Annotated in this window: 17 protein-coding genes; 6 read left to right on the top strand and 11 right to left on the bottom strand. The window is 69.8% G+C overall.

Going from position 1 to position 17,194, the window contains the following annotated elements:
* Window positions 1-62: 62 nt before the first annotated feature.
* From P8R59_RS17750 to P8R59_RS17735, 4 genes are read right to left on the bottom strand one after another with little or no spacing between them, the layout of a single operon-like run.
* A complete protein-coding gene (locus tag P8R59_RS17750) occupies window positions 63-2,021 on the bottom strand; it encodes a glycogen debranching N-terminal domain-containing protein (protein ID WP_278102141.1) in 1,959 nt (652 codons plus the stop codon).
* Window positions 2,018-2,935 (bottom strand): carbohydrate ABC transporter permease, encoded by a 918-nt coding sequence (locus tag P8R59_RS17745; RefSeq protein ID WP_278102140.1) that lies wholly within the window; start codon window positions 2,933-2,935, stop codon window positions 2,018-2,020. Before P8R59_RS17745 ends, P8R59_RS17750 begins: the two co-directional genes overlap by 4 nt.
* Window positions 2,932-4,041, bottom strand: coding sequence for a carbohydrate ABC transporter permease (locus tag P8R59_RS17740; protein WP_278102139.1), 1,110 nt, complete (start codon window positions 4,039-4,041; stop codon window positions 2,932-2,934). Before P8R59_RS17740 ends, P8R59_RS17745 begins: the two co-directional genes overlap by 4 nt.
* A 12-nt stretch (window positions 4,042-4,053) precedes the next feature.
* Entirely contained in the window at window positions 4,054-5,289 is a 1,236-nt protein-coding gene (locus tag P8R59_RS17735; protein WP_278102138.1) for a sugar ABC transporter substrate-binding protein, read from the bottom strand.
* Between the two features lie 164 nt (window positions 5,290-5,453).
* Here P8R59_RS17735 and P8R59_RS17730 point away from each other — a divergent pair, with 164 nt between their 5' ends.
* A complete protein-coding gene (locus P8R59_RS17730; protein WP_278102137.1) occupies window positions 5,454-6,458 on the top strand; it encodes a LacI family DNA-binding transcriptional regulator in 1,005 nt (334 codons plus the stop codon).
* Window positions 6,459-6,574: 116 nt separating this feature from the next.
* Here the strand turns inward: P8R59_RS17730 and P8R59_RS17725 are convergent, their stop codons facing one another.
* Complete coding sequence (locus P8R59_RS17725) at window positions 6,575-7,333, bottom strand: SDR family NAD(P)-dependent oxidoreductase (RefSeq protein WP_278102136.1); 759 nt, start codon at window positions 7,331-7,333, stop codon at window positions 6,575-6,577.
* A gap of 74 nt (window positions 7,334-7,407) precedes the next feature.
* On the opposite strand from P8R59_RS17725, the gene P8R59_RS17720 reads away from it, so the two are divergent.
* Entirely contained in the window at window positions 7,408-7,974 is a 567-nt protein-coding gene (locus P8R59_RS17720) for a TetR family transcriptional regulator (protein ID WP_278102135.1), read from the top strand.
* 15 nt (window positions 7,975-7,989) lie between these two features.
* On the opposite strand, the gene P8R59_RS17715 is transcribed toward P8R59_RS17720, so the two are convergent.
* The 5 genes from P8R59_RS17715 to P8R59_RS17695 all read right to left on the bottom strand — a co-directional run bounded on the left by P8R59_RS17715 (window position 7,990) and on the right by P8R59_RS17695 (window position 12,246).
* On the bottom strand, window positions 7,990-8,454 hold the full coding sequence (locus tag P8R59_RS17715) for a SixA phosphatase family protein (RefSeq protein WP_278102134.1): 465 nt from the start codon (window positions 8,452-8,454) through the stop codon (window positions 7,990-7,992).
* 145 nt (window positions 8,455-8,599) lie between these two features.
* Window positions 8,600-8,950: a gamma-glutamylcyclotransferase family protein gene (locus P8R59_RS17710; RefSeq protein WP_278102133.1), complete on the bottom strand. Its 351-nt coding sequence runs from the start codon at window positions 8,948-8,950 to the stop codon at window positions 8,600-8,602.
* A gap of 60 nt (window positions 8,951-9,010) precedes the next feature.
* Window positions 9,011-10,285, bottom strand: a complete 1,275-nt coding sequence (locus P8R59_RS17705; protein ID WP_278102132.1) for a DUF445 domain-containing protein — start codon at window positions 10,283-10,285, stop codon at window positions 9,011-9,013.
* A complete protein-coding gene (locus P8R59_RS17700) occupies window positions 10,285-11,448 on the bottom strand; it encodes an acyl-CoA dehydrogenase family protein (RefSeq protein WP_278102131.1) in 1,164 nt (387 codons plus the stop codon). Before P8R59_RS17700 ends, P8R59_RS17705 begins: the two co-directional genes overlap by 1 nt.
* Window positions 11,449-11,493: 45 nt before the next feature.
* On the bottom strand, window positions 11,494-12,246 hold the full coding sequence (locus P8R59_RS17695) for an alpha/beta fold hydrolase (protein WP_278102130.1): 753 nt from the start codon (window positions 12,244-12,246) through the stop codon (window positions 11,494-11,496).
* A gap of 66 nt (window positions 12,247-12,312) precedes the next feature.
* On the opposite strand from P8R59_RS17695, the gene P8R59_RS17690 reads away from it, so the two are divergent.
* Entirely contained in the window at window positions 12,313-12,717 is a 405-nt protein-coding gene (locus P8R59_RS17690; RefSeq protein WP_278102129.1) for a pilus assembly protein CpaE, read from the top strand.
* 35 nt (window positions 12,718-12,752) lie between these two features.
* Here P8R59_RS17690 and P8R59_RS17685 read toward each other — a convergent pair whose 3' ends face one another.
* On the bottom strand, window positions 12,753-13,958 hold the full coding sequence (locus tag P8R59_RS17685) for an MFS transporter (protein ID WP_278102128.1): 1,206 nt from the start codon (window positions 13,956-13,958) through the stop codon (window positions 12,753-12,755).
* A gap of 385 nt (window positions 13,959-14,343) precedes the next feature.
* On the opposite strand from P8R59_RS17685, the gene nrdH reads away from it, so the two are divergent.
* Genes nrdH through nrdE form a run of 3 tightly spaced genes read left to right on the top strand, consistent with a single transcriptional unit; the run spans window position 14,344 to window position 17,181 of the window.
* The gene (gene nrdH, locus P8R59_RS17680; RefSeq protein WP_022878810.1) at window positions 14,344-14,577 is read left to right on the top strand and encodes a glutaredoxin-like protein NrdH; all 234 of its coding nucleotides are present in this window, start codon (window positions 14,344-14,346) and stop codon (window positions 14,575-14,577) included.
* Between the two features lie 25 nt (window positions 14,578-14,602).
* Window positions 14,603-15,037 (top strand): class Ib ribonucleoside-diphosphate reductase assembly flavoprotein NrdI, encoded by a 435-nt coding sequence (gene nrdI, locus P8R59_RS17675; protein WP_077051941.1) that lies wholly within the window; start codon window positions 14,603-14,605, stop codon window positions 15,035-15,037.
* A gap of 11 nt (window positions 15,038-15,048) precedes the next feature.
* A complete protein-coding gene (gene nrdE / locus P8R59_RS17670) occupies window positions 15,049-17,181 on the top strand; it encodes a class 1b ribonucleoside-diphosphate reductase subunit alpha (RefSeq protein WP_367147093.1) in 2,133 nt (710 codons plus the stop codon).
* Window positions 17,182-17,194 lie beyond the last annotated feature (13 nt).

The raw sequence follows: 17,194 nt of genomic DNA, 5'->3' as shown, positions 1-17,194 counted from the left end.
TCGGTGTCCAAGACACGCGGATGTGCCGAAGCGGCATCCGCGTGTCCTGGACACTGAACGCGTCAGTCCGCGGCGTCGAGCACCGTGAGGCACACCACCGCGGCCGCCGCCGACCAGGCCTGCGGGCGGCAGGCGGCGGGATACGGCGTCGGAACCGACGTCTCGGAACGCGGGTCGCCGGAGTGCAGCTCGGGCACGCGGTAGGCGAAGCCCTCGGCGGCATCCAGCAGTTCCTCGACGACCGCGCGGGCCGGGTCGGGCAGTCCCGCTCGCCGCATGCCGTGGACGGCGATCGCGGTGTCGTGAACCCACACGCTGCCCCCGTGGTACGACAGCGGCCAGTAGCCCGCGGCCTGCGTCGACATCGTCCGGATGCCGTACCCGCTCGACATCGAGGGGCCCCGCAGCAGCTCCGCGATGTGCGCCTCGTCGTCGGCATCCAGGATTCCCGTGCCGATGAGGTGACCGATATTGCTCGTGAGGGTGTCGACCGGTCGCTTCTCGCGGTCGAGGGCGACGGCGGGATAACGGCCCTCGGGGGTCTCGATCCAGTAGGCGGCGGCGAAGCGCGTCCTCAGGTCGGCTGCCCACTCGCGCCAGAACGCGACGTCGGCCCTGTCGCCGTCGTCGCCGAACTCCTCGAGCAGCTCGGCACCGGCGAGAGCGGCCTCGTACGCGTAGGCCTGCACCTCGCACAGGGCGATCGGACCGTCGGCGAGCGTGCCGTCCCGCCACTGGATCGAGTCGCCCGAGTCCTTCCAGCCCTGGTTCGCCAGGCCCGTTCCGAGACGGTCGATGTAGTCGAGGAAGCCGTCGCCGTCGCTGTCGCCGCTGTCGCGGATCCACCCGAGCGCGGCGCGCAGGGCGGGGAGGAGCGCGCGCACCTCGTCCGACGGAAGACCCGCGCGGCGGGCGTCGGCGAGGAGGCAGATCCACAGGGGAGTGGAGTCGACGCTGCCGTAGTACCGCGGCGGCAGCGAGATGCCCTCGCTGGGGATCTCCAGCGACGACGAGCGCAGCTCGTGCAGGATCTTGCCCGGCTCCTGCGCGGTCTGCGGGTCGTCGGTCGTGCCCTGCAGTCGCGCGAGAACCCGGAGAGTGGATGCCGCGATGTCGCGGTCCAGCGGAAGCGCGAGGCGCGCCGCCCACAGGGAATCCCGGCCGAAGAGCGTGAAGAACCACGGTGCGCCGGCGGCGAAGAACTCGTCCTCCGGGTCGTCGGGAAGCACGAGACGCAGGGCGTCCAGGTCGCCGAGCGCCGTCGTCAGCCACCGCGCGAGGCGCGGGTCGGAGACGGGGGATGCGACCGCCGCGGCATCCCACCGCGCGGAGGCCGCGGCGCCGCCGACGACGAGCGTGTCGTCGCGCAGCGCGAGCTCCCACGTGACCGTGGTCTCGCCGAAGGCGGGGACCTCGACCTCCCAGGTCGCCTCGATGAACTCCGAATCGGATGCCACGTCAGCGCCGGCCGCGGTGAACTCGAGCCCCTGCGGACCGGCGGACACGCGCGCCGATCCCGCGTCGATCGCGACATCGATCGGCTGAGGCCGCGCGTGCCCGGACTTCACCTCGTGGAGCAGCGCGAACTCCGGCTCGAACCGCAGGCGCAGCGTGGTGCGGATCGGTGCGTCCACGCGGGAGCGGAGCGTCCACGTCTCCGTCACTCGCCCGTCGGCCACGTTGCGCTCACGCAGCAGCCGCACCTTCGGGTCGGGGGTCGTGTCGTCGACGCCGCGCAGGACCCCGCCGAACACGATCCGCGAGGGGCCGTCGGGGGCGGTCGAGATCCACTCGAGGGCGGAGTCGTCGCACGAGACGGACATCGACCGGACGTGTCGGACGTCGCCGTGGTAGATCCCGTGCACGGTGGCCGTACCCACCGCACCATCGCGGTCGGACCACACCTGCGTCGGGGCCCGCAACACGATCACGGCGTCGCTGAGCAGCGGCTGCAGCGGCGCGGGGTCGGCGTGGGTGAGGGTGGGCGTCGCGTCCGTCGAGGCGGCGGGTGCGGTGGTCATTCTTTGACGGCTCCTTCACTGGCGTTCATGATGCGGCGCTGGAACACAAAGAACACCACGGCGACCGGAATCGTCATGATGGCCGCGGCCGCGAGTTTGAGGGGGTACTGGCTGCCCTGGCTGAGCTGCCCGCTCGCGAGCGAGGCGACGCCCTTGGTCAGGGTGGTGAGCTCGGGGGACTGGGTGGAGATGACGAAGTGGCTCAGCTCGTTCCACGATCCCTGGAACGACAGGATGACGATCGTGATCAGGGCCGGACGCGCCATGGGCAGGACGACCGACCAGAAGATGCGGAACGTGCTCGCCCCGTCGATGCGCGCCTGCTCCTCGACGGACGGGGGGATCGACTCGAAGAAGTTCTTCATGATGAACACGCCCGCGGCATCCACCAACAGCGGCAGGATCATGCCCGCGTACGAGTCGTAGATGCCGAGTTGGTTGATCACCAGGAACTTCGGGATGAGCAGCACCACCGCCGGGACCGCCATGACCGCGACGAGGGCGGCGAACACCAGACCGCGCCCCCGGAACTGCAGACGGGCCAGGGCGTAACCGGCGAGGGAGTTGAAGAACACCCGGCCCAGGGTCACGAACACCGTCACGACCGCCGAGTTGGCGAACCACACCGGGAAGTCCGACCGCAGGAATAGGCGTTCGTACGCCGCCCACGTGAAGGGCTGCGGCACGAGCGAGATCGGGTCGGTGGCGGCGACGGCATCCGGCTTGAACGACGTCGCCACCTGGACGAGGAACGGGTAGATGTAGATCAGCGCGAGCACGCACAGCAGGGCGTAGAGCGCGATCTGCCAGCGCAGCGCCTTGCCCGACAGGCGGTGCTTCGTGGGCTTGCTCCGCGGGCCGCCGACGACCTGCTCGGCGGCGACGGTGACCTCGGGGGATGCCGTGGCGGTCATCGCGTGCCTCCCTTCGGGGTGCGCACTTCGTACTGTCGCGCGCGTCGACGCGAGACGGGGCGCTCTCGCAGTACCCATCGCTGCAGGATCGTCAGGACGACGATGATCACGAACAGCACGAACGCGATCGCCGCACCCTGGCCCCACTCCTGAGAGAGGAACGCCGAGGAGTAGCTGAGGTACGCCGGGGTCAGAGTCGTCTTGCCGGGGCCGCCCTGGGTTCCGGTGTAGATCTGGTCGAAGACCTGCCAGGTGCCGATGAGCCCCAGGGTCAGCACCGTGAAGAGGACCGGTCGGAGCTGGGGGAGCGTGACGCGCCAGAAGCGCTGCCACCCGTTCGCGCCGTCCATCATCGCGGCCTCCTGCACGTCGCCGCCGATGTTCTGGAGGCCCGCGATGAACAGGAGCATGAAGGTTCCCGACGTCGTGAAGATCGCCATGAGGATGAACGCCGACATCGCCACGGACGGGCCGCCCAGCCAGTCCCACCACGAGACGCCGAGGAACGTGTTCCCGGTCAGGGCGGCGGGGCCGTTCGCGACGCCGATCGACGCGAGGGCGTTGTGCACGATGCCGGACGGATCGCTGAACCAGTTGGGACCGTTGATCCCCAGCCACGACAGCGCCTCGTTGACGGCGCCCGAGGTGGAGAAGAGGAACAGCCACAGCACCGTGATGGCGACGGAACTGGTGACGGAGGGGAAGTAGAACGCCGTGCGGAAGAATCCGCGCCCGCGCAGCACCGCGCGGTTGACGAGCACGGCGAGGAAGAGCGAGAGCGCGGTCTGCAGCGGCACGACGAGGAGGACGTACCAGGCGTTGTTGCGGAGGGCCGTGCCGAAGTCGCGCTCGGCGAGCCCTCCGCCGGTGGTCACCGCGGCGTAGTTGTCGAGGCCGACGAAGTTCACGTTCGACGAGAAGGGGCTTCCGCGGCCGGTCCAGTCGGAGAAGCTCACCCACAGCGCCATGAGCACCGGGACGAGGAGGAACACGCCGAGGATGATCAGCACCGGGGCGGTGAAGAGCCAACCGGCGGCGGCCTCGCCGCGCCGGATCCCCGTGGAGGAGGACCCGGCGCGGCGGGGCGCGGTGGTGAGAGCGGTCATGGACGGTCGCGCCTACTTGGCGATCGCCTCGAGGTTGCCCTGCACCGTGGTGAGGATCGACTGCGGGTCACCGGTCTTCAGCGACTCCAGCTGGGCGTTGAAGTCGGTGATCACGTCGGCCGCGCCCGCGATGTTCGGCGGGAACTGGGCGTACTCGGCCCCGGCGAGGAACGCCGTCAGGTCCGGGTTCGCGCTCGACCACGCGTCGGCGGCCGACTGGATCGACGGCATCGGGCCGAACGCCGTCGAGAAGGCGAGCTGCTGGTCGGTGCCGGTGAGGTACTCGGCGAGGGCGCGGGCGTTGTCCTGGTTCTTGCTGTCGGCGGCCATGCCCCAGCAGTTGGTGAACTGCAGCGTGCCCTTGCCGCCGGGGCCGGCGGGGAGTTCGGCGACGGTGTACTTGACGTCGGGGTAGTCGGCGGTGAGGGCGCCGGTGATCCAGTTGCCTTCGATGGTCATCGCGGCCTTCTGCGTTCCGAAGGCCTCTCCGCCCCATCCGGCGCCCACGTCGGAGGCGAACGCGAAGGAGCCGTCGTTCAGGTGGGTCTTGACGTACTGCAGTGCCTCGACGTTGGCCGCGCTGTCGGCGGTGGCCTTGCCGTCGCTCAGCAGCCCGCCCCCGGCCTGCGCCATGAAGGCGCCGAGGCGCTGGTACTCGGCGCCGAACGCGAGACCGACGCGTCCGTCCGCCGTGAGCTTCTGGGCGACGGATGCCAGCTGGTCCCACGTCGTCGGGATGTCGGCATCCGTCAGCCCCGCCGCCGACCACAGGTCGGTGTTGATGACGAGGGCGAGCGTCGAGAAGTCCTTCGGCGCGCAGTAGAACTGGCCGTCGACGGTGAAGTTGTCGACGAGCGAGGGGTAGAAGTCGTCCTTGTTCGCGAGGTCGTCGCCGTAGGGGGCGATCGACCCGTTGGCGGCGTAGCCGGCCAGGGCGTCGGGGGCGAGGTAGAAGAGGTCCGGCGGCGACCCGGCCGCGAATCCCTGCGAGAGCTGCTGGGGGAGGTCGTTCGCGACCTGCACCTGGGCATCGACGCCGGACTCCTTCGACCAGGCGGCGACGGCGTCTTCGACGGCCTGGGTCTCGGCGTCGCCCGACGAGCCGATGAGGATCGACAGGGAGCCGCCGGAGGTCTGCTCGGCGCTGCCGGAATCGTTGAAGCCCGAACCGCACGCGGTCAGGGTCAGGGCTCCGGTGGCCAGGAGTGCACCGGCTCCGAGCCAGGTGCGGGCGATGTGCCGTGTCATGTGTCTCTCTCCTTCGATGAGGCATGCGACCCCTCCGCATGTGATCGGAGGGCCGAGAGTTTGAACGTTCAAACTCCGGTCCGACTAAAGTACGGAGCGGCGGGCCGCGCTGTCAAGCCGTCGCGCCGGACCTACGATGACCGTCGAGACACCGGGAGGACGGGATGACGAAAGCCCCCACCGTCGAAGACGTCGCGCGGGTCGCGGGGGTCTCGCGGCAGACGGTGTCGAACGTCGTGAACACGCCGGCGATCGTGCGCGAAGCCACGCGGATCCGCGTGGAGGCGGCCATCGCGGAACTGGGCTACCGCCCGCACGCGGCCGCGAGGCGCCTGCGCACGCGTCGGAGCTCGACCATCGGCATCCACCTGGATCCGTACGCCGGTGGCATCGCGGGCGTCGTGCTCGACCGCTTCGTCCACGCCCTCACCGAGCGCGCGAGCGAGCGCGACATGCGCGTGCTCCTCTACGCCGCGCGCACCGCGGAAGAGGAGATCGACCGCCTCGGCGACCTGCTCGAGGGCGGAGAAGTGGATGCCGTCGTCGTCACCGGCACTTTCCATGGGGATCCTCGCACCGGCTGGCTCAACGAACGGGGACTGCCCTTCGTGTCGTTCGGGCGCCCGTGGGGCGAGGACGACGTCGCCGCCCCCGCGCACCTCTGGGTCGACGTCGACGGCGCCGCCGGAACGCGCGCGGCCACAGAGCACCTGCGCGCCGGGAGTGCCCGGCGAGTGGCGTTCCTGGGGTGGCCGCGCGGCTCCGGCACGGGCGATGAGCGCGAGCGCGGCTGGCGCGAGAGCGTCGGGGCGGCCGCGGGTCCGCGGTGGGTCGTCGAGGACAACGTCGCCCTCGCGCGCGACGTCGTCGCCGAGGGGCTGGCGCACGACCCGGACGTGGACGGGATCGTCTGCGCGAGCGACTCGCTCGCGATCGGCGCGCACCTGGCCACGACCGTCGCCGGACGAGCGGACATCCCTGTCATCGGCTTCGACAACACCCCCGCCGCCGAGGCGCTCGGGCTGTCGAGTGTCGAGCAGCTGCCCGAGCGCGTGGCATCCGGGGCCCTCGACCTGCTGATGGGCGAGGAGGGTACGGTCGTGGCTCCGCGCCCCGCGACGGCGGGTGCTGCCCACGTGCTCGTGGAGCCGCGCCTCGTCGTGCGCTGAGGCGCGTGCGGCGGCCGGCGTGCGCCCGGCCGCGATGCTTCAGTGTCCAAGACACGCCGATGCGCGGCGCGGCTATCGGCGTGTCCTGGACACTCGGCCCGGGTGGGCCGCCGGTCTCAGATCGCGGACCAGCCGCCGTCGCTCGGGAGGATCGCGCCGTTGACGTTGGCGGAATCGTCGCTCAGCAGCCAGGTGATCGCGGCGGCGAGCTGCTCGGCCTGCGCCACGGGCGGCACGATCGTCTGCAGGATCGGCCCGATCCGCGATCCGGCGTAGGCGCTGCGCATCGGCGCCTCGATGTTCGTCGCGACCGCGCCGGGTGCCACGGCGTTCGCGCGGATCCCCTGCGGTCCGTGGAAGAACGCGACGCTCTTGGTGAAGCCGATCACGGCGTGCTTGGACGAGGTGTAGGCGGTGCCCGCCGCCGAGCCGCGCAGCCCCGCCTCCGACGACACGGTGACGATGGCGCCCGCCCCCGCCTCGATCATGCGGGGGAGGACGGCGCGGGTCAGGCGCATCGGAGCAGTGAGGTTGACCGCGAACACCCGGTCCCACGTCGCGTCGTCGACTTCGCTGGGCGGCAGGAACCCGTCCATGATCCCGGCGATGTTGGCGAGCCCGTCGATGCGGTCGCCCGCGGCATCCAGGAGGGCGTCGATCGTTTCGGTGGAGGAGACGTCGCCCGCGACCGTGGCGACGTCCAGGCCCGCGAGTTCCGTGGTGAGGGCGTCGAGGCGCTCTTCGACGACGTCGGTGGCGACGACTCGCCCGCCCTCGTGCGCGATCCGATGAGCCGTGGCGCGCCCGATGCCCGATCCTGCTCCGGTGACGATGATGGTCTTGCCGGCGAAACGTCCGGTGGATGACGGTGACATGAGAACTCCTCCTCGAGATCGAATGGCGCGAGGCGCGTCAGCACCGTTATAGCACTGAGTGCCGAAAGGATGCCATGCCCTCTTCCCTCGGTCGACCGCGCACGATCTCCCCGGATGCCGTCTCGCTGGTCGCCCTGCGACTGTTCGACGAGAAGGGCTTCGACGCGGTGTCGATGGATGACGTCGCGCGCGAGGCGGACGTCAGCCGGCGCTCCCTGTTCCGGCTCTTCCCGAGCAAGCCGTCGCTGGTCTGGGGCGGTCTCGACGAGTTCGTCGCGCGCTTCCGGGCGGCGCTCGAGACCGACGACGGCGGGGATGCCGTGCGGGCTCTCCAGTCCGCCTACGTCGTCGCCTCGGCGTTCCCCGACGAACAGATCGAGGTCACCCGCCGTCGCTTGCGGGTCATTCGCGTCACCCCGGCGCTCGATCTGCGCGCGGATCCTCGATTGACGGCGGTGACCGACGAGACCCGCCAATTCCTCGTCAGCCGCGATCCCGAAGCCGACGAGCTCGCGGCCGTCGTGCGCGCCCACGCGCTCGCCGCCGTCGTGAGCGCGTCTCTCACCTGGTGGGCGGAACACGACGACGGCCGACCGGAGGACGTCCTGGCGCGGGCTTTCGGGGTCTCGGGCGCGGCCTGACGGCCCGAGCTCGTCTCAGGGGGTGAGCAGCTCGAACTCGTCGGGCGCGGTCGACCCGACGTCGCTCCAGTCGCCCTCGTGCCACGTGAAGATCGCCACGGCCGACGTGACCATCCGCACGTCGCGATCGGCGAGTCGTGACACCAGTTCGCTCATGCCGGGGTCGTGGGCCACGACCATGACCTCGTGCGCCCCGCTGGCGCGGGCGGCATCCAGAAGGGCGTCGGGTTCGGCGAGGTAGAGCTCGGGCCGCTCGGTCACCTCGACCTCGAACTCCTCGGCGAACGCGTCCGCGGTGCTGCGGGCGCGCACCGCGGTGCTCGAGAGGAGCACCTCCGGGCGCACGCCGCGGCGCAGGACCGACCGGGCCATGGCCGGCGCGTCCCGGCGGCCGCGATCGTTGAGCGGACGGTCGTGGTCGTCGAGCCCCTCGTCGGCCCAGTCCGATTTGGCGTGCCGGGCCAGGATCAGTTGGATCATCGTTTCTCCGCTTCGCTGCCAGGGAGGAGTCGGACGCGGAGCGCACGCGGCGCGGGGTGAAGCCGTCATCCGAGATGAGGATATCCAGGTGGGGCCTGCGAGATGAGGGCAGACGTCGACGGCGTGTCCTCTGCGACGGGTGGTGTCAGTGGCCGACGTACACCCACGCCCGGATGCCGCTGGCCAGCTGCACCGACACGCGGCGGTACAGCGACACCTCGTACTCGTCCGCGGCATCCAGTTCTTCGGGGGTGAGGGCGAGCACCCGACCGAATACGCGGTCTCGGGGGTCGTCGGTCCGGCGGAGGATCGGATGGGAGTCCAACCCCGAGAGCTGGGCGACGCGGTCGTCGTCGATCTCCACCCACTCCAGCCGGTACCCGGGCAGCACGTCGTCCTCTCCGGAGAGGAGGCGGCCGAACGTGTCCAGCTGCACCTCGGGCAGCTGGAGCGTGCCGTACACGAAGAGGGACTCCGCCCCCGAACCGAAGCTCACGCGCTCAGGGTACCGACCGACACGCGGCCGCGGCAGCAGGTTTCGTTCCGCGTCTGCGCGTCAGGACCCCCAGGCGAGGTGCGCGATCGTGAAGATGGCGAGACCCGCGAGAGCGCCCACGACCGTGCCGTTGAGTCGGATGTACTGCAGGTCGCGGCCGACCATGAGCTCGATCTTCTCGGTCGTCTCGGCGGCATCCCACCGTTCCACCGTGTCGGTGATGATCGAGGCGATGTCGTGCCGATAGCGCTCGACGAGGAACACCGCGGCGTCGGTGACCCAGCCGTCCACCCGGCGTTGCAGCGACTCCTCGTTCTGCAGCCGCACACCGACGTCGGCGAGGGCGGCCGCCGCGCGTCGGCGCAGGGCGCTCTCGGGATCGGCGAGCGAGCGCAGGAGGCCGGTCTTCGCGGTGTTCCACGCGTCGGCGGCGAGGCCGCGGACGCGGGGGCTGTCGAACACCGAGGCCTTCGCCTCCTCCAGGCGCGTCTTCGTCGCCGGGTCGTGCTGGAGGTTGTCGGCGAGTCGCGCCAGGTACTGGTCGATCGCGATGCGCGCCTGGTGGCGCGGGTCTGCGCGGACGGCATCCACGAACCCGACGGCTTCGCGGTAGACGGTGTCGTCGACGAGGCGGTGGGCGAGCCTCGGCACCCACGAGGGGAGGCGTCGCGAGACGAGCCCCTGGAACGTGTCCCGGTTGTTGCCGAGCCACACGGCGATGTTGTCCAGCGCCAGGTCGACCGCGCCGTGGTGCGCATCGGCGGCGACGACGCGTTCGAGCCAGCCGCCCACCGACGGACCCCAGTCGGGCTCCAGCAGGTGCTCGCGGGCGAGGTCCTCGATGAGGCCCTGCACGTCGTCGTCGCTGAGCGCGCGCAGCACGCTCGTGGCGAGGGCGGCGCCCTCGGCGGCGAGCCGTTCGGCGTGAGCGGGGTCAGCGAGCCACGCGCCGGCACGGGCGGCGAGCGGGGTGGCCTCGAGCTTCGTGCGGACGACGTGGCCCTCGAGGAAGTTGGTCTCGACGAACTCCCCGAGCTGCTGCCCGATCTCGTCCTTGCGTCGCGGGATGATCGCCGTGTGCGGGATCGGCAGTCCGAGCGGCCGCCGGAACAGGGCGGTCACGGCGAACCAGTCCGCGAGCGCGCCGACCATGCCGCCCTCCGCGGCTGCGCGGACGTACTGCAGCCACTCGACGTCGCGCTGGAACGCGAACGCCACGGCGAACACGACCGCCATGGCCAGGAGCGCCCCGAGCGCCACGCCCTTCATGCGGCGCAACGCCCGCCGACGTTCCTGGTCAGCGGGGCTCAGCAGCGCCGTCGGTGTGCGGGCCATCACGCGTCGACCGGCCCGAGCCAGGCGGTGGCGAGCGCGGAGTGGGCGGATTCGGGGTCGGACGGGTGGAACTGCCCGGCCAGCACGTCGCGGTACAGGCGACTGAGTTCCGTGGTCGCGAAGTACGAAGACCCGCCGCCCACCAGCATGGCGTCGTCGACCACGGTCTTGGCCGCGGTGACCGCGCGGTGCTTGAGTCCGGCGAGCAGCGAGAACCAGCGGGCGCCGTGGTCGACGCGCGCGTCGACGTCGTCGCTCAGCGCCGCGATCTGCGGGGGCAGGGCGTCGTACGCGAGAGCCATGTCGGCGATGCGCCAGCGGATGTCGGGGTCGGCCGCGTAGCTCGCCCCCGTCTTCTTGGACCGGCGCGCCCGCGCCGTGTCGACCGCGAGGTCGAGCGCCCGCCGCGCGACGCCCGTGTACACCGAGGCCAGGAGGATCTCGAACACCGCGAAGATGCCGAAGACGAGCGGGTCGGGCTGGGGCCCGGGGTCGAGGCGGCGCACGACGCGGTCGGGCCGGGCGTGGGCGCCGTGCAGTTCGGTGGTGCGGCTCTGCGTGCCGCGCATGCCCATCGTGTTCCAGTCGTCGCGGGACACGATGCTCTCGTCGCGGTCGAGGAACGCGAACACCATCTTCGGCGCGTCGGGGGAGGTCGTGTCGAGCCCGTGCACGCCGAGGTGATCCCACACCGGCGAGAGCGACGTGAAGATCTTGGTGCCCGTGAACCGGTACCCGCCGTCGCCGTCGGGTACGGCCTCCGTGTCGCTGCCGAATAGCACGAGGTCGTTGCCGGCCTCGCTGATGCCGAAGGCGAAGACTTCGCCCGCGGCGGCCCCGCGCAGCACGAACTCGAGGTCGTCGAGGCCCCGATCGCGCAGAACCTTCGCGACACCGGTCCAGACCAGGTGCATGTTCACCGCGAGTGCGGTGGCGGGAGCGGCCCCGGCCAGTCGCTGCTGCAGCACCGCGGCCTCGGCGAGCGACAGGCCCGCCCCGCCGAGCTCTTCGGCGGCCAGGATGCCGAGGTACCCGGCGGCGCGCAGATCGTCGAGGTCGTCGTTCGGGAACGTGTTGTCGCGGTCGTGCACTGGCGCGCGTTCGCGCAACCGGGCGAGCAGGTCGTCGGGGAGGAACCGAACGGGATCGAACGCGGAGGCCATGGCATCCATTCTGGTCCTCCGGCCCGACATCGCGGCCGTGGGACGTCAGCCGAGCGCGGCGAGGAGAGCCGCGACGGTCTCGTCGGGGCGATCGCGGTGCGGGGAGTGCCCGGCACCCGTCACGACCGACATGGTCACGACGGGGTTCTGCAGCACCTCGTCGGCGAGGGCGCCGGTGAAGATCGAGTGGACGGCGGGGTCGGCACCGATCACGTGCGTGGGGACGGTGAGGGCGGCCGCGGCCGGACGGGCGTCCCAGGTCGTGTTCTGCAGGCTCGTCTGCTCGATCGCCCAGCGGCTGGCCCGCTGGGTCGCCCGCGCCTTGAGCTCGATGTCGGTGGGATGCCAGTCGGGGTGCTGCGACCGCACGGCGGTGACGGTCGGGTCGGCGAACGCCTGCTCCTGGCTCGCCCGCACGATGTCGCGGTCGCGGTCGGCGAGCAGGATCGCCGGATCGATGAGCACCAGTCGTCGCGTCCAGTCCGGGTCGGCGGCGGCGGCGATCGTCACCGCGGCACCGCCCAGCGAGTGGCCGACGACCGCGTCCCACGCGCCGCCGTGATCGGGGCGGGTCGCGGCCACATCCGCGCTGTAGGCCGCGAGCGTGTAGTCGAGGGCGCGCGGAGCGTCGCCGTGACCGCGCAGATCGACGGCGACGGCGTGCCAGCCCGCGTCGGCGAGCGCCGTCCCGAAGCGCCACATGAGCGCGCCGTCGGACCCGAGTCCGTGGGCCAGGAGCACGGCGGGGCGGTCGACATCGCCCCACGAGAGGCGGGGGAGGGTCACGGCAGCAGGCATGGCATCCATTCTGTCGGCTGCGCCGCCGTGCCCCTGCGCGCCCCGCGCGCCCCCAGAATGGATGCCATGATCTCGACCGAGATGGCCATGGCTCTGCGCGAGGCCGGGTTGGTGTGGCATCCGCGCTCGGGTGACCGGTTCCAGTTGAACGAGCCGGAGTTCGAGGCGGACATCTTCACCGTCAGCGAGATGACGGTGGAGCCGCGGGAGTACCCGACGGGGCGGATCCTGGCGTTCAACGGCACGACCGAGTGGGCGCTGGACTCCGTGGCGACCGAGGACGCGCTGTGGCTGCCGTCCGAGGCGCAGCTGCGCGAGATGCTGAGGTCGTCGTTCCGGTCACTGCGACGCTTGTCCGACACGCACGAGGTCGAGATCTCGGTGGGCGGGTCGACGCTCGTCTTCGATCACCCCGAGCCCGCCGACGCCTACGCGCTCGCCGTGCTGGAGCTGCTGCGTCGGTTGCACTGACGCGTCTGCCCGGCGCGCCGCGTGCGGGGCGAGCGTCAAGTGATCGTGTGCACCGGTTCGGTGTCGGGGATCGGGCTCGCGTCGCGATGGCGCAGGTCGGGGAAACCGCGGACGAACAGCACCGACACCACGAGGCCCACGGCGGCGAATCCGGCGGCGGCGATGTACGCGCCCTGCGGCCCGACGCCGTCGACCAGGAATCCCGCGACGGCGGAGCCGGCGGCCGCGCCGATGAGCTGCCCCGTGCCGATCCAACCGTAGGCCTCGGCGGTCTCGCTGAAGCGGACGCTGGCCGAGGTCATGGCGAACATCACGGCCAGGGCCGGGGCGATGCCGGCGCCGGCGACGAGCAGCGTCGCCCCCAGCCACCACGCGTTGAGCGACACGATCGTGAGGGTGAGGCCGACCGTGACGATCGCGAAGCGCCGCGCCATGGCCCACCGGCCGATGGGGATGTGCCCGAAGGAGAGGCCACCCGCGAGGCTCCCGACGGCGAAGACCGCGAGGATGAGGCCCGCCTCGAGACCGCCGTGGTTGAAGGTCGCGACGACGCCCGCCTCGACCGCCGCGCACGCGCCGACCAACAGGAAACCGGTCGCCGTGGCGAGGATCACCGGCGGCTTGCGGAGCACCGTGCCGAGGGCGCGGCGGCTCCGCGGGATGCGGACGCGGCCCACCTCGGGACTGAGGATGAACCACGCGCCGCCGCCGAGGAGGATCACGACGATCAGCAGCAGCGCCGGGACGGTGCCCACCTGGGTGCCGACGAGCGTGATGATCACGGGCGCGAGCACCCAGATGATCTCCTGCAGCGACGCGTCGAGCGAGTAGAGCGGGGTCAGCTGCGACGACGGGACCATCTTGGGGTAGATGGTGCGGACGGCCGACTGCACCGGGGGAGTGGAGAGTCCGCCGATCAGGCCGAGGACCATGTACACCGGGAGCGGCACGACGAGCAGTGCCATCGCGGCGATCGCGGCCGCGCAGAAGACGAGCGTGACGGTGAGGACGCGGCGCATGCCCCAGCGGCCCATCCACCGGCTCGTGACCGGCCCGGCAACCGCCTGGCCGACGCTCGTCGCGGCGAGCACGAGGCCCGCGGCGCCGTAGGAGCCGGTGACGTGCTCGATGTGCAGGAGCACGGCGAGGCTGATCATGCCGTTGGGGAAGCGAGCCGTCAGCTGAGCGGCGATGATGCGCCCCACGCCCGGGGTTCTGAGGAGTACGCGGTAGCCGGCCACTGCACCACGGTACCGGGTGCCCCCGACACGGCGAGCGGGCGGTGCGATCCACTCGGGATCGACACGCCGCGACACGCCGAAGCGAGATATCCACCCCCTGTGCGATGTCGGAACCCCCGTCTAGCGTCCGAGCTGTGGATGGATGCCGGAAGGAGGCGCGAGATCCGCGGAACGACGGGCATCGACGAGGCCGAAATCGGTGCGTTCCCTGTGGATGAAATGGTGGACAACCTGTGTTGTACATGGGGAGAGCGGTGGAAAATCACATCCGTGTAACTACTACCCCTTGTGGTTCCCCCCGATGTCCGTCCCCATATGTAGTATTGAGCTCCCGGCCCGCCCCGAGCGACCGGACGAAGATTTTCCAGGGGAGAGAGAGAACGAAATGGCGATCACGGTCTACACCAAGCCTTCCTGCGTCCAGTGCAACGCGACGTACCGCGCACTCGACTCGAAGGGCATCGAGTACAACGTGCTCGACGTCACCGAAGACCCCGCGGCCCTCGAGCAGGTCAAGTCGCTGGGCTACCTGCAGGCCCCCGTCGTCATCACCGACGAGGACCACTGGTCGGGCTTCCGTCCCGACAAGATCGACGAGCTGGCTTCGCGCCTGGCCTGATCCCCGACGGGCTCAGAGGGTTCTCATGAGCGCTGTCCTGTCGGAGACCGAGGCTCCGCTGCTCGTCTACTTCTCGAGCGTGTCGGGCAACACCGCACGTTTCATCGAGAAGCTCGGCAAGCGGGCACTCCGCATCCCCCTGCGACCGACCGACCCGCCGCTCCACGTCGACGAACCCTTCGTACTGGTCACCCCCACCTACGGAGGGGGCGTGGGCCGCGGTGTCGAGAAGGGCGCCGTTCCCAAGCAAGTCATCCGCTTCCTCAATGAGGAGCGCAACCGACGTCACATCCGCGGGGTCATCTCCGCGGGCAACACCAATTTCGGCGACGCGTTCTGCCTCGCCGGAGACGTCATCAGCCGCAAGTGCTCCGTGCCGCACTTGTATCGCATCGAAGTATTCGGCACACCAGAAGACGTCGAGCACGTCACCGAAGGATTGGAACAGTGGTGGAAGTAGGGCTGAGCGACGTGGACTTCAAGACCGAGGTGCGTTTCGAGGGGCTGGATTACCACGCCCTGAACGCGATGCTGAACCTGTACGACGCCGACGGGAAGATCCAGTTCGACGCCGACAAGCGTGCTGCGCGGGAGTACTTCCTGCAGCACGTCAACCAGAACACCGTCTTCTTCCACTCCCTGAAGGAGCGTCTCGACTACCTCGTCGAGAAGGAGTACTACGAGCCCACCGTGCTCGCGAAGTACTCGATGGACTTCATCCAGGAGCTCAACGACCGTGCCTACGGGGCGAAGTTCCGCTTCGAGACCTTCCTCGGCGCGTTCAAGTACTACACGAGCTACACGCTGAAGACCTTCGACGGCAAGCGTTACCTCGAGCGCTTCGAGGACCGCGTCGTCATGACCGCCCTCGCCCTCGCCGACGGTGACCAGCGCCTCGCGGTCCAGCTCGTCGACGAGATCATCTCCGGTCGTTTCCAGCCCGCGACCCCGACGTTCCTCAACGCCGGCAAGGCCCAGCGCGGCGAGCTCGTGTCGTGCTTCCTGCTGCGCATCGAAGACAACATGGAGTCGATCGCCCGCGGCATCAACTCCGCCCTCCAGCTGTCCAAGCGCGGCGGTGGCGTCGCGCTGCTGCTGTCGAACATCCGCGAGGCGGGCGCGCCGATCAAGCAGATCGAGAACCAGTCCTCGGGCATCATCCCCGTGATGAAGCTCCTCGAAGACAGCTTCAGCTACGCCAACCAGCTCGGTGCGCGCCAGGGCGCCGGTGCGGTGTACCTCAACGCGCACCACCCCGACATCCTGCGCTTCCTCGACACCAAGCGTGAGAACGCCGACGAGAAGATCCGCATCAAGACGCTCTCGCTCGGTGTCGTCATCCCCGACGTCACGTTCGAGCTCGCCAAGAACGGCGAGGACATGTACCTCTTCTCGCCGTACGACGTCGAGAAGGTCTACGGCAAGCCGTTCGGCGACATCTCGGTCACCGAGAAGTACCGCGAGATGGTCGATGACCCGCGCATCAAGAAGACGAAGATCAACGCGCGCGAGTTCTTCCAGACCCTCGCCGAGATCCAGTTCGAGTCGGGCTACCCGTACATCATGTTCGAGGACACGGTGAACAAGGCGAACCCCATCGCCGGTCGCATCAACATGTCGAACCTGTGCTCGGAGATCCTGCAGGTCAACACCCCGACCACGTACAACGAAGACCTCTCGTATGACACCATCGGCAAGGACATCAGCTGCAACCTCGGCTCGATGAACATCGCCCTGGCGATGGACGGCGGCGACCTGGGCCTCACGGTCGAGACGGCGATCCGCGCCCTCACCGCCGTCAGCGTCCAGAGCCACATCGCCTCGGTGCGCTCGATCGAAGACGGCAACGACCGTTCGCACGCCATCGGCCTCGGTCAGATGAACCTGCACGGCTACCTCGCTCGCGAGCACGTCCACTACGGCTCCGAAGAGGGCACCGACTTCACGAACATCTACTTCTACACCGTGCTGTTCCACGCGCTGCGGGCCTCGAACCGCCTCGCGATCGAGCGCGGCACGGCCTTCGACGGCTTCGAGAACTCGACCTATGCGTCGGGGGAGTTCTTCGACAAGTACACCGACCAGGTGTGGGAGCCGCAGACGGCCAAGACGAAGGAGCTCTTCGCCGGCGTGCAGATCCCCACGCAGGACGACTGGCGCGAGCTGAAGGCATCCGTCCAGCAGCACGGCATCTACAACCAGAACCTCCAGGCCGTGCCGCCGACCGGTTCGATCTCGTACATCAACAACTCCACGAGCTCGATCCACCCGATCGCGTCGAAGATCGAGATCCGCAAGGAAGGCAAGCTCGGTCGCGTCTACTACCCGGCGCCGTTCATGACGAACGACAACCTGGAGTACTACCAGGATGCCTACGAGATCGGCTACGAGAAGGTCATCGACACGTACGCCGCCGCCACGCAGCACGTGGACCAGGGCCTGTCGCTGACGCTGTTCTTCAAGGACACCGTCACCACCCGCGACATCAACAAGGCCCAGATCTACGCGTGGAAGAAGGGCATCAAGACGATCTACTACATCCGCCTCCGTCAGCTGGCGCTCGAGGGCACCGACATGACCGAGTGCGTCTCGTGCATGCTCTGATCCGCTGATCACG

It is taken from the genome of Microbacterium proteolyticum (assembly GCF_029639405.1).
Taxonomy (GTDB): domain Bacteria; phylum Actinomycetota; class Actinomycetes; order Actinomycetales; family Microbacteriaceae; genus Microbacterium.
This window is presented reverse-complemented; position numbering and strand designations above follow the sequence as displayed.

Excerpts from the sequence above, each read along its gene's own strand:
- P8R59_RS17700 (WP_278102131.1), bottom strand. The coding sequence starts at position 11,448 with ATGGCCTCCGCGTTCGATCCCGTTCGGTTCCTCCCCGACGACCTGCTC.
- P8R59_RS17730 (WP_278102137.1), top strand. The coding sequence starts at position 5,454 with ATGACGAAAGCCCCCACCGTCGAAGACGTCGCGCGGGTCGCGGGGGTC.
- P8R59_RS17715 (WP_278102134.1), bottom strand. The coding sequence starts at position 8,454 with ATGATCCAACTGATCCTGGCCCGGCACGCCAAATCGGACTGGGCCGAC.
- nrdI (WP_077051941.1), top strand. The coding sequence starts at position 14,603 with ATGAGCGCTGTCCTGTCGGAGACCGAGGCTCCGCTGCTCGTCTACTTC.
- nrdH (WP_022878810.1), top strand. The coding sequence starts at position 14,344 with ATGGCGATCACGGTCTACACCAAGCCTTCCTGCGTCCAGTGCAACGCG.
- P8R59_RS17745 (WP_278102140.1), bottom strand. The coding sequence starts at position 2,935 with ATGACCGCCACGGCATCCCCCGAGGTCACCGTCGCCGCCGAGCAGGTC.
- P8R59_RS17725 (WP_278102136.1), bottom strand. The coding sequence starts at position 7,333 with ATGTCACCGTCATCCACCGGACGTTTCGCCGGCAAGACCATCATCGTC.
- P8R59_RS17740 (WP_278102139.1), bottom strand. The coding sequence starts at position 4,041 with ATGACCGCTCTCACCACCGCGCCCCGCCGCGCCGGGTCCTCCTCCACG.
- P8R59_RS17750 (WP_278102141.1), bottom strand. The coding sequence starts at position 2,021 with ATGACCACCGCACCCGCCGCCTCGACGGACGCGACGCCCACCCTCACC.
- P8R59_RS17690 (WP_278102129.1), top strand. The coding sequence starts at position 12,313 with ATGATCTCGACCGAGATGGCCATGGCTCTGCGCGAGGCCGGGTTGGTG.
- P8R59_RS17720 (WP_278102135.1), top strand. The coding sequence starts at position 7,408 with ATGCCCTCTTCCCTCGGTCGACCGCGCACGATCTCCCCGGATGCCGTC.
- P8R59_RS17705 (WP_278102132.1), bottom strand. The coding sequence starts at position 10,285 with ATGGCCCGCACACCGACGGCGCTGCTGAGCCCCGCTGACCAGGAACGT.
- P8R59_RS17735 (WP_278102138.1), bottom strand. The coding sequence starts at position 5,289 with ATGACACGGCACATCGCCCGCACCTGGCTCGGAGCCGGTGCACTCCTG.
- P8R59_RS17695 (WP_278102130.1), bottom strand. The coding sequence starts at position 12,246 with ATGCCTGCTGCCGTGACCCTCCCCCGCCTCTCGTGGGGCGATGTCGAC.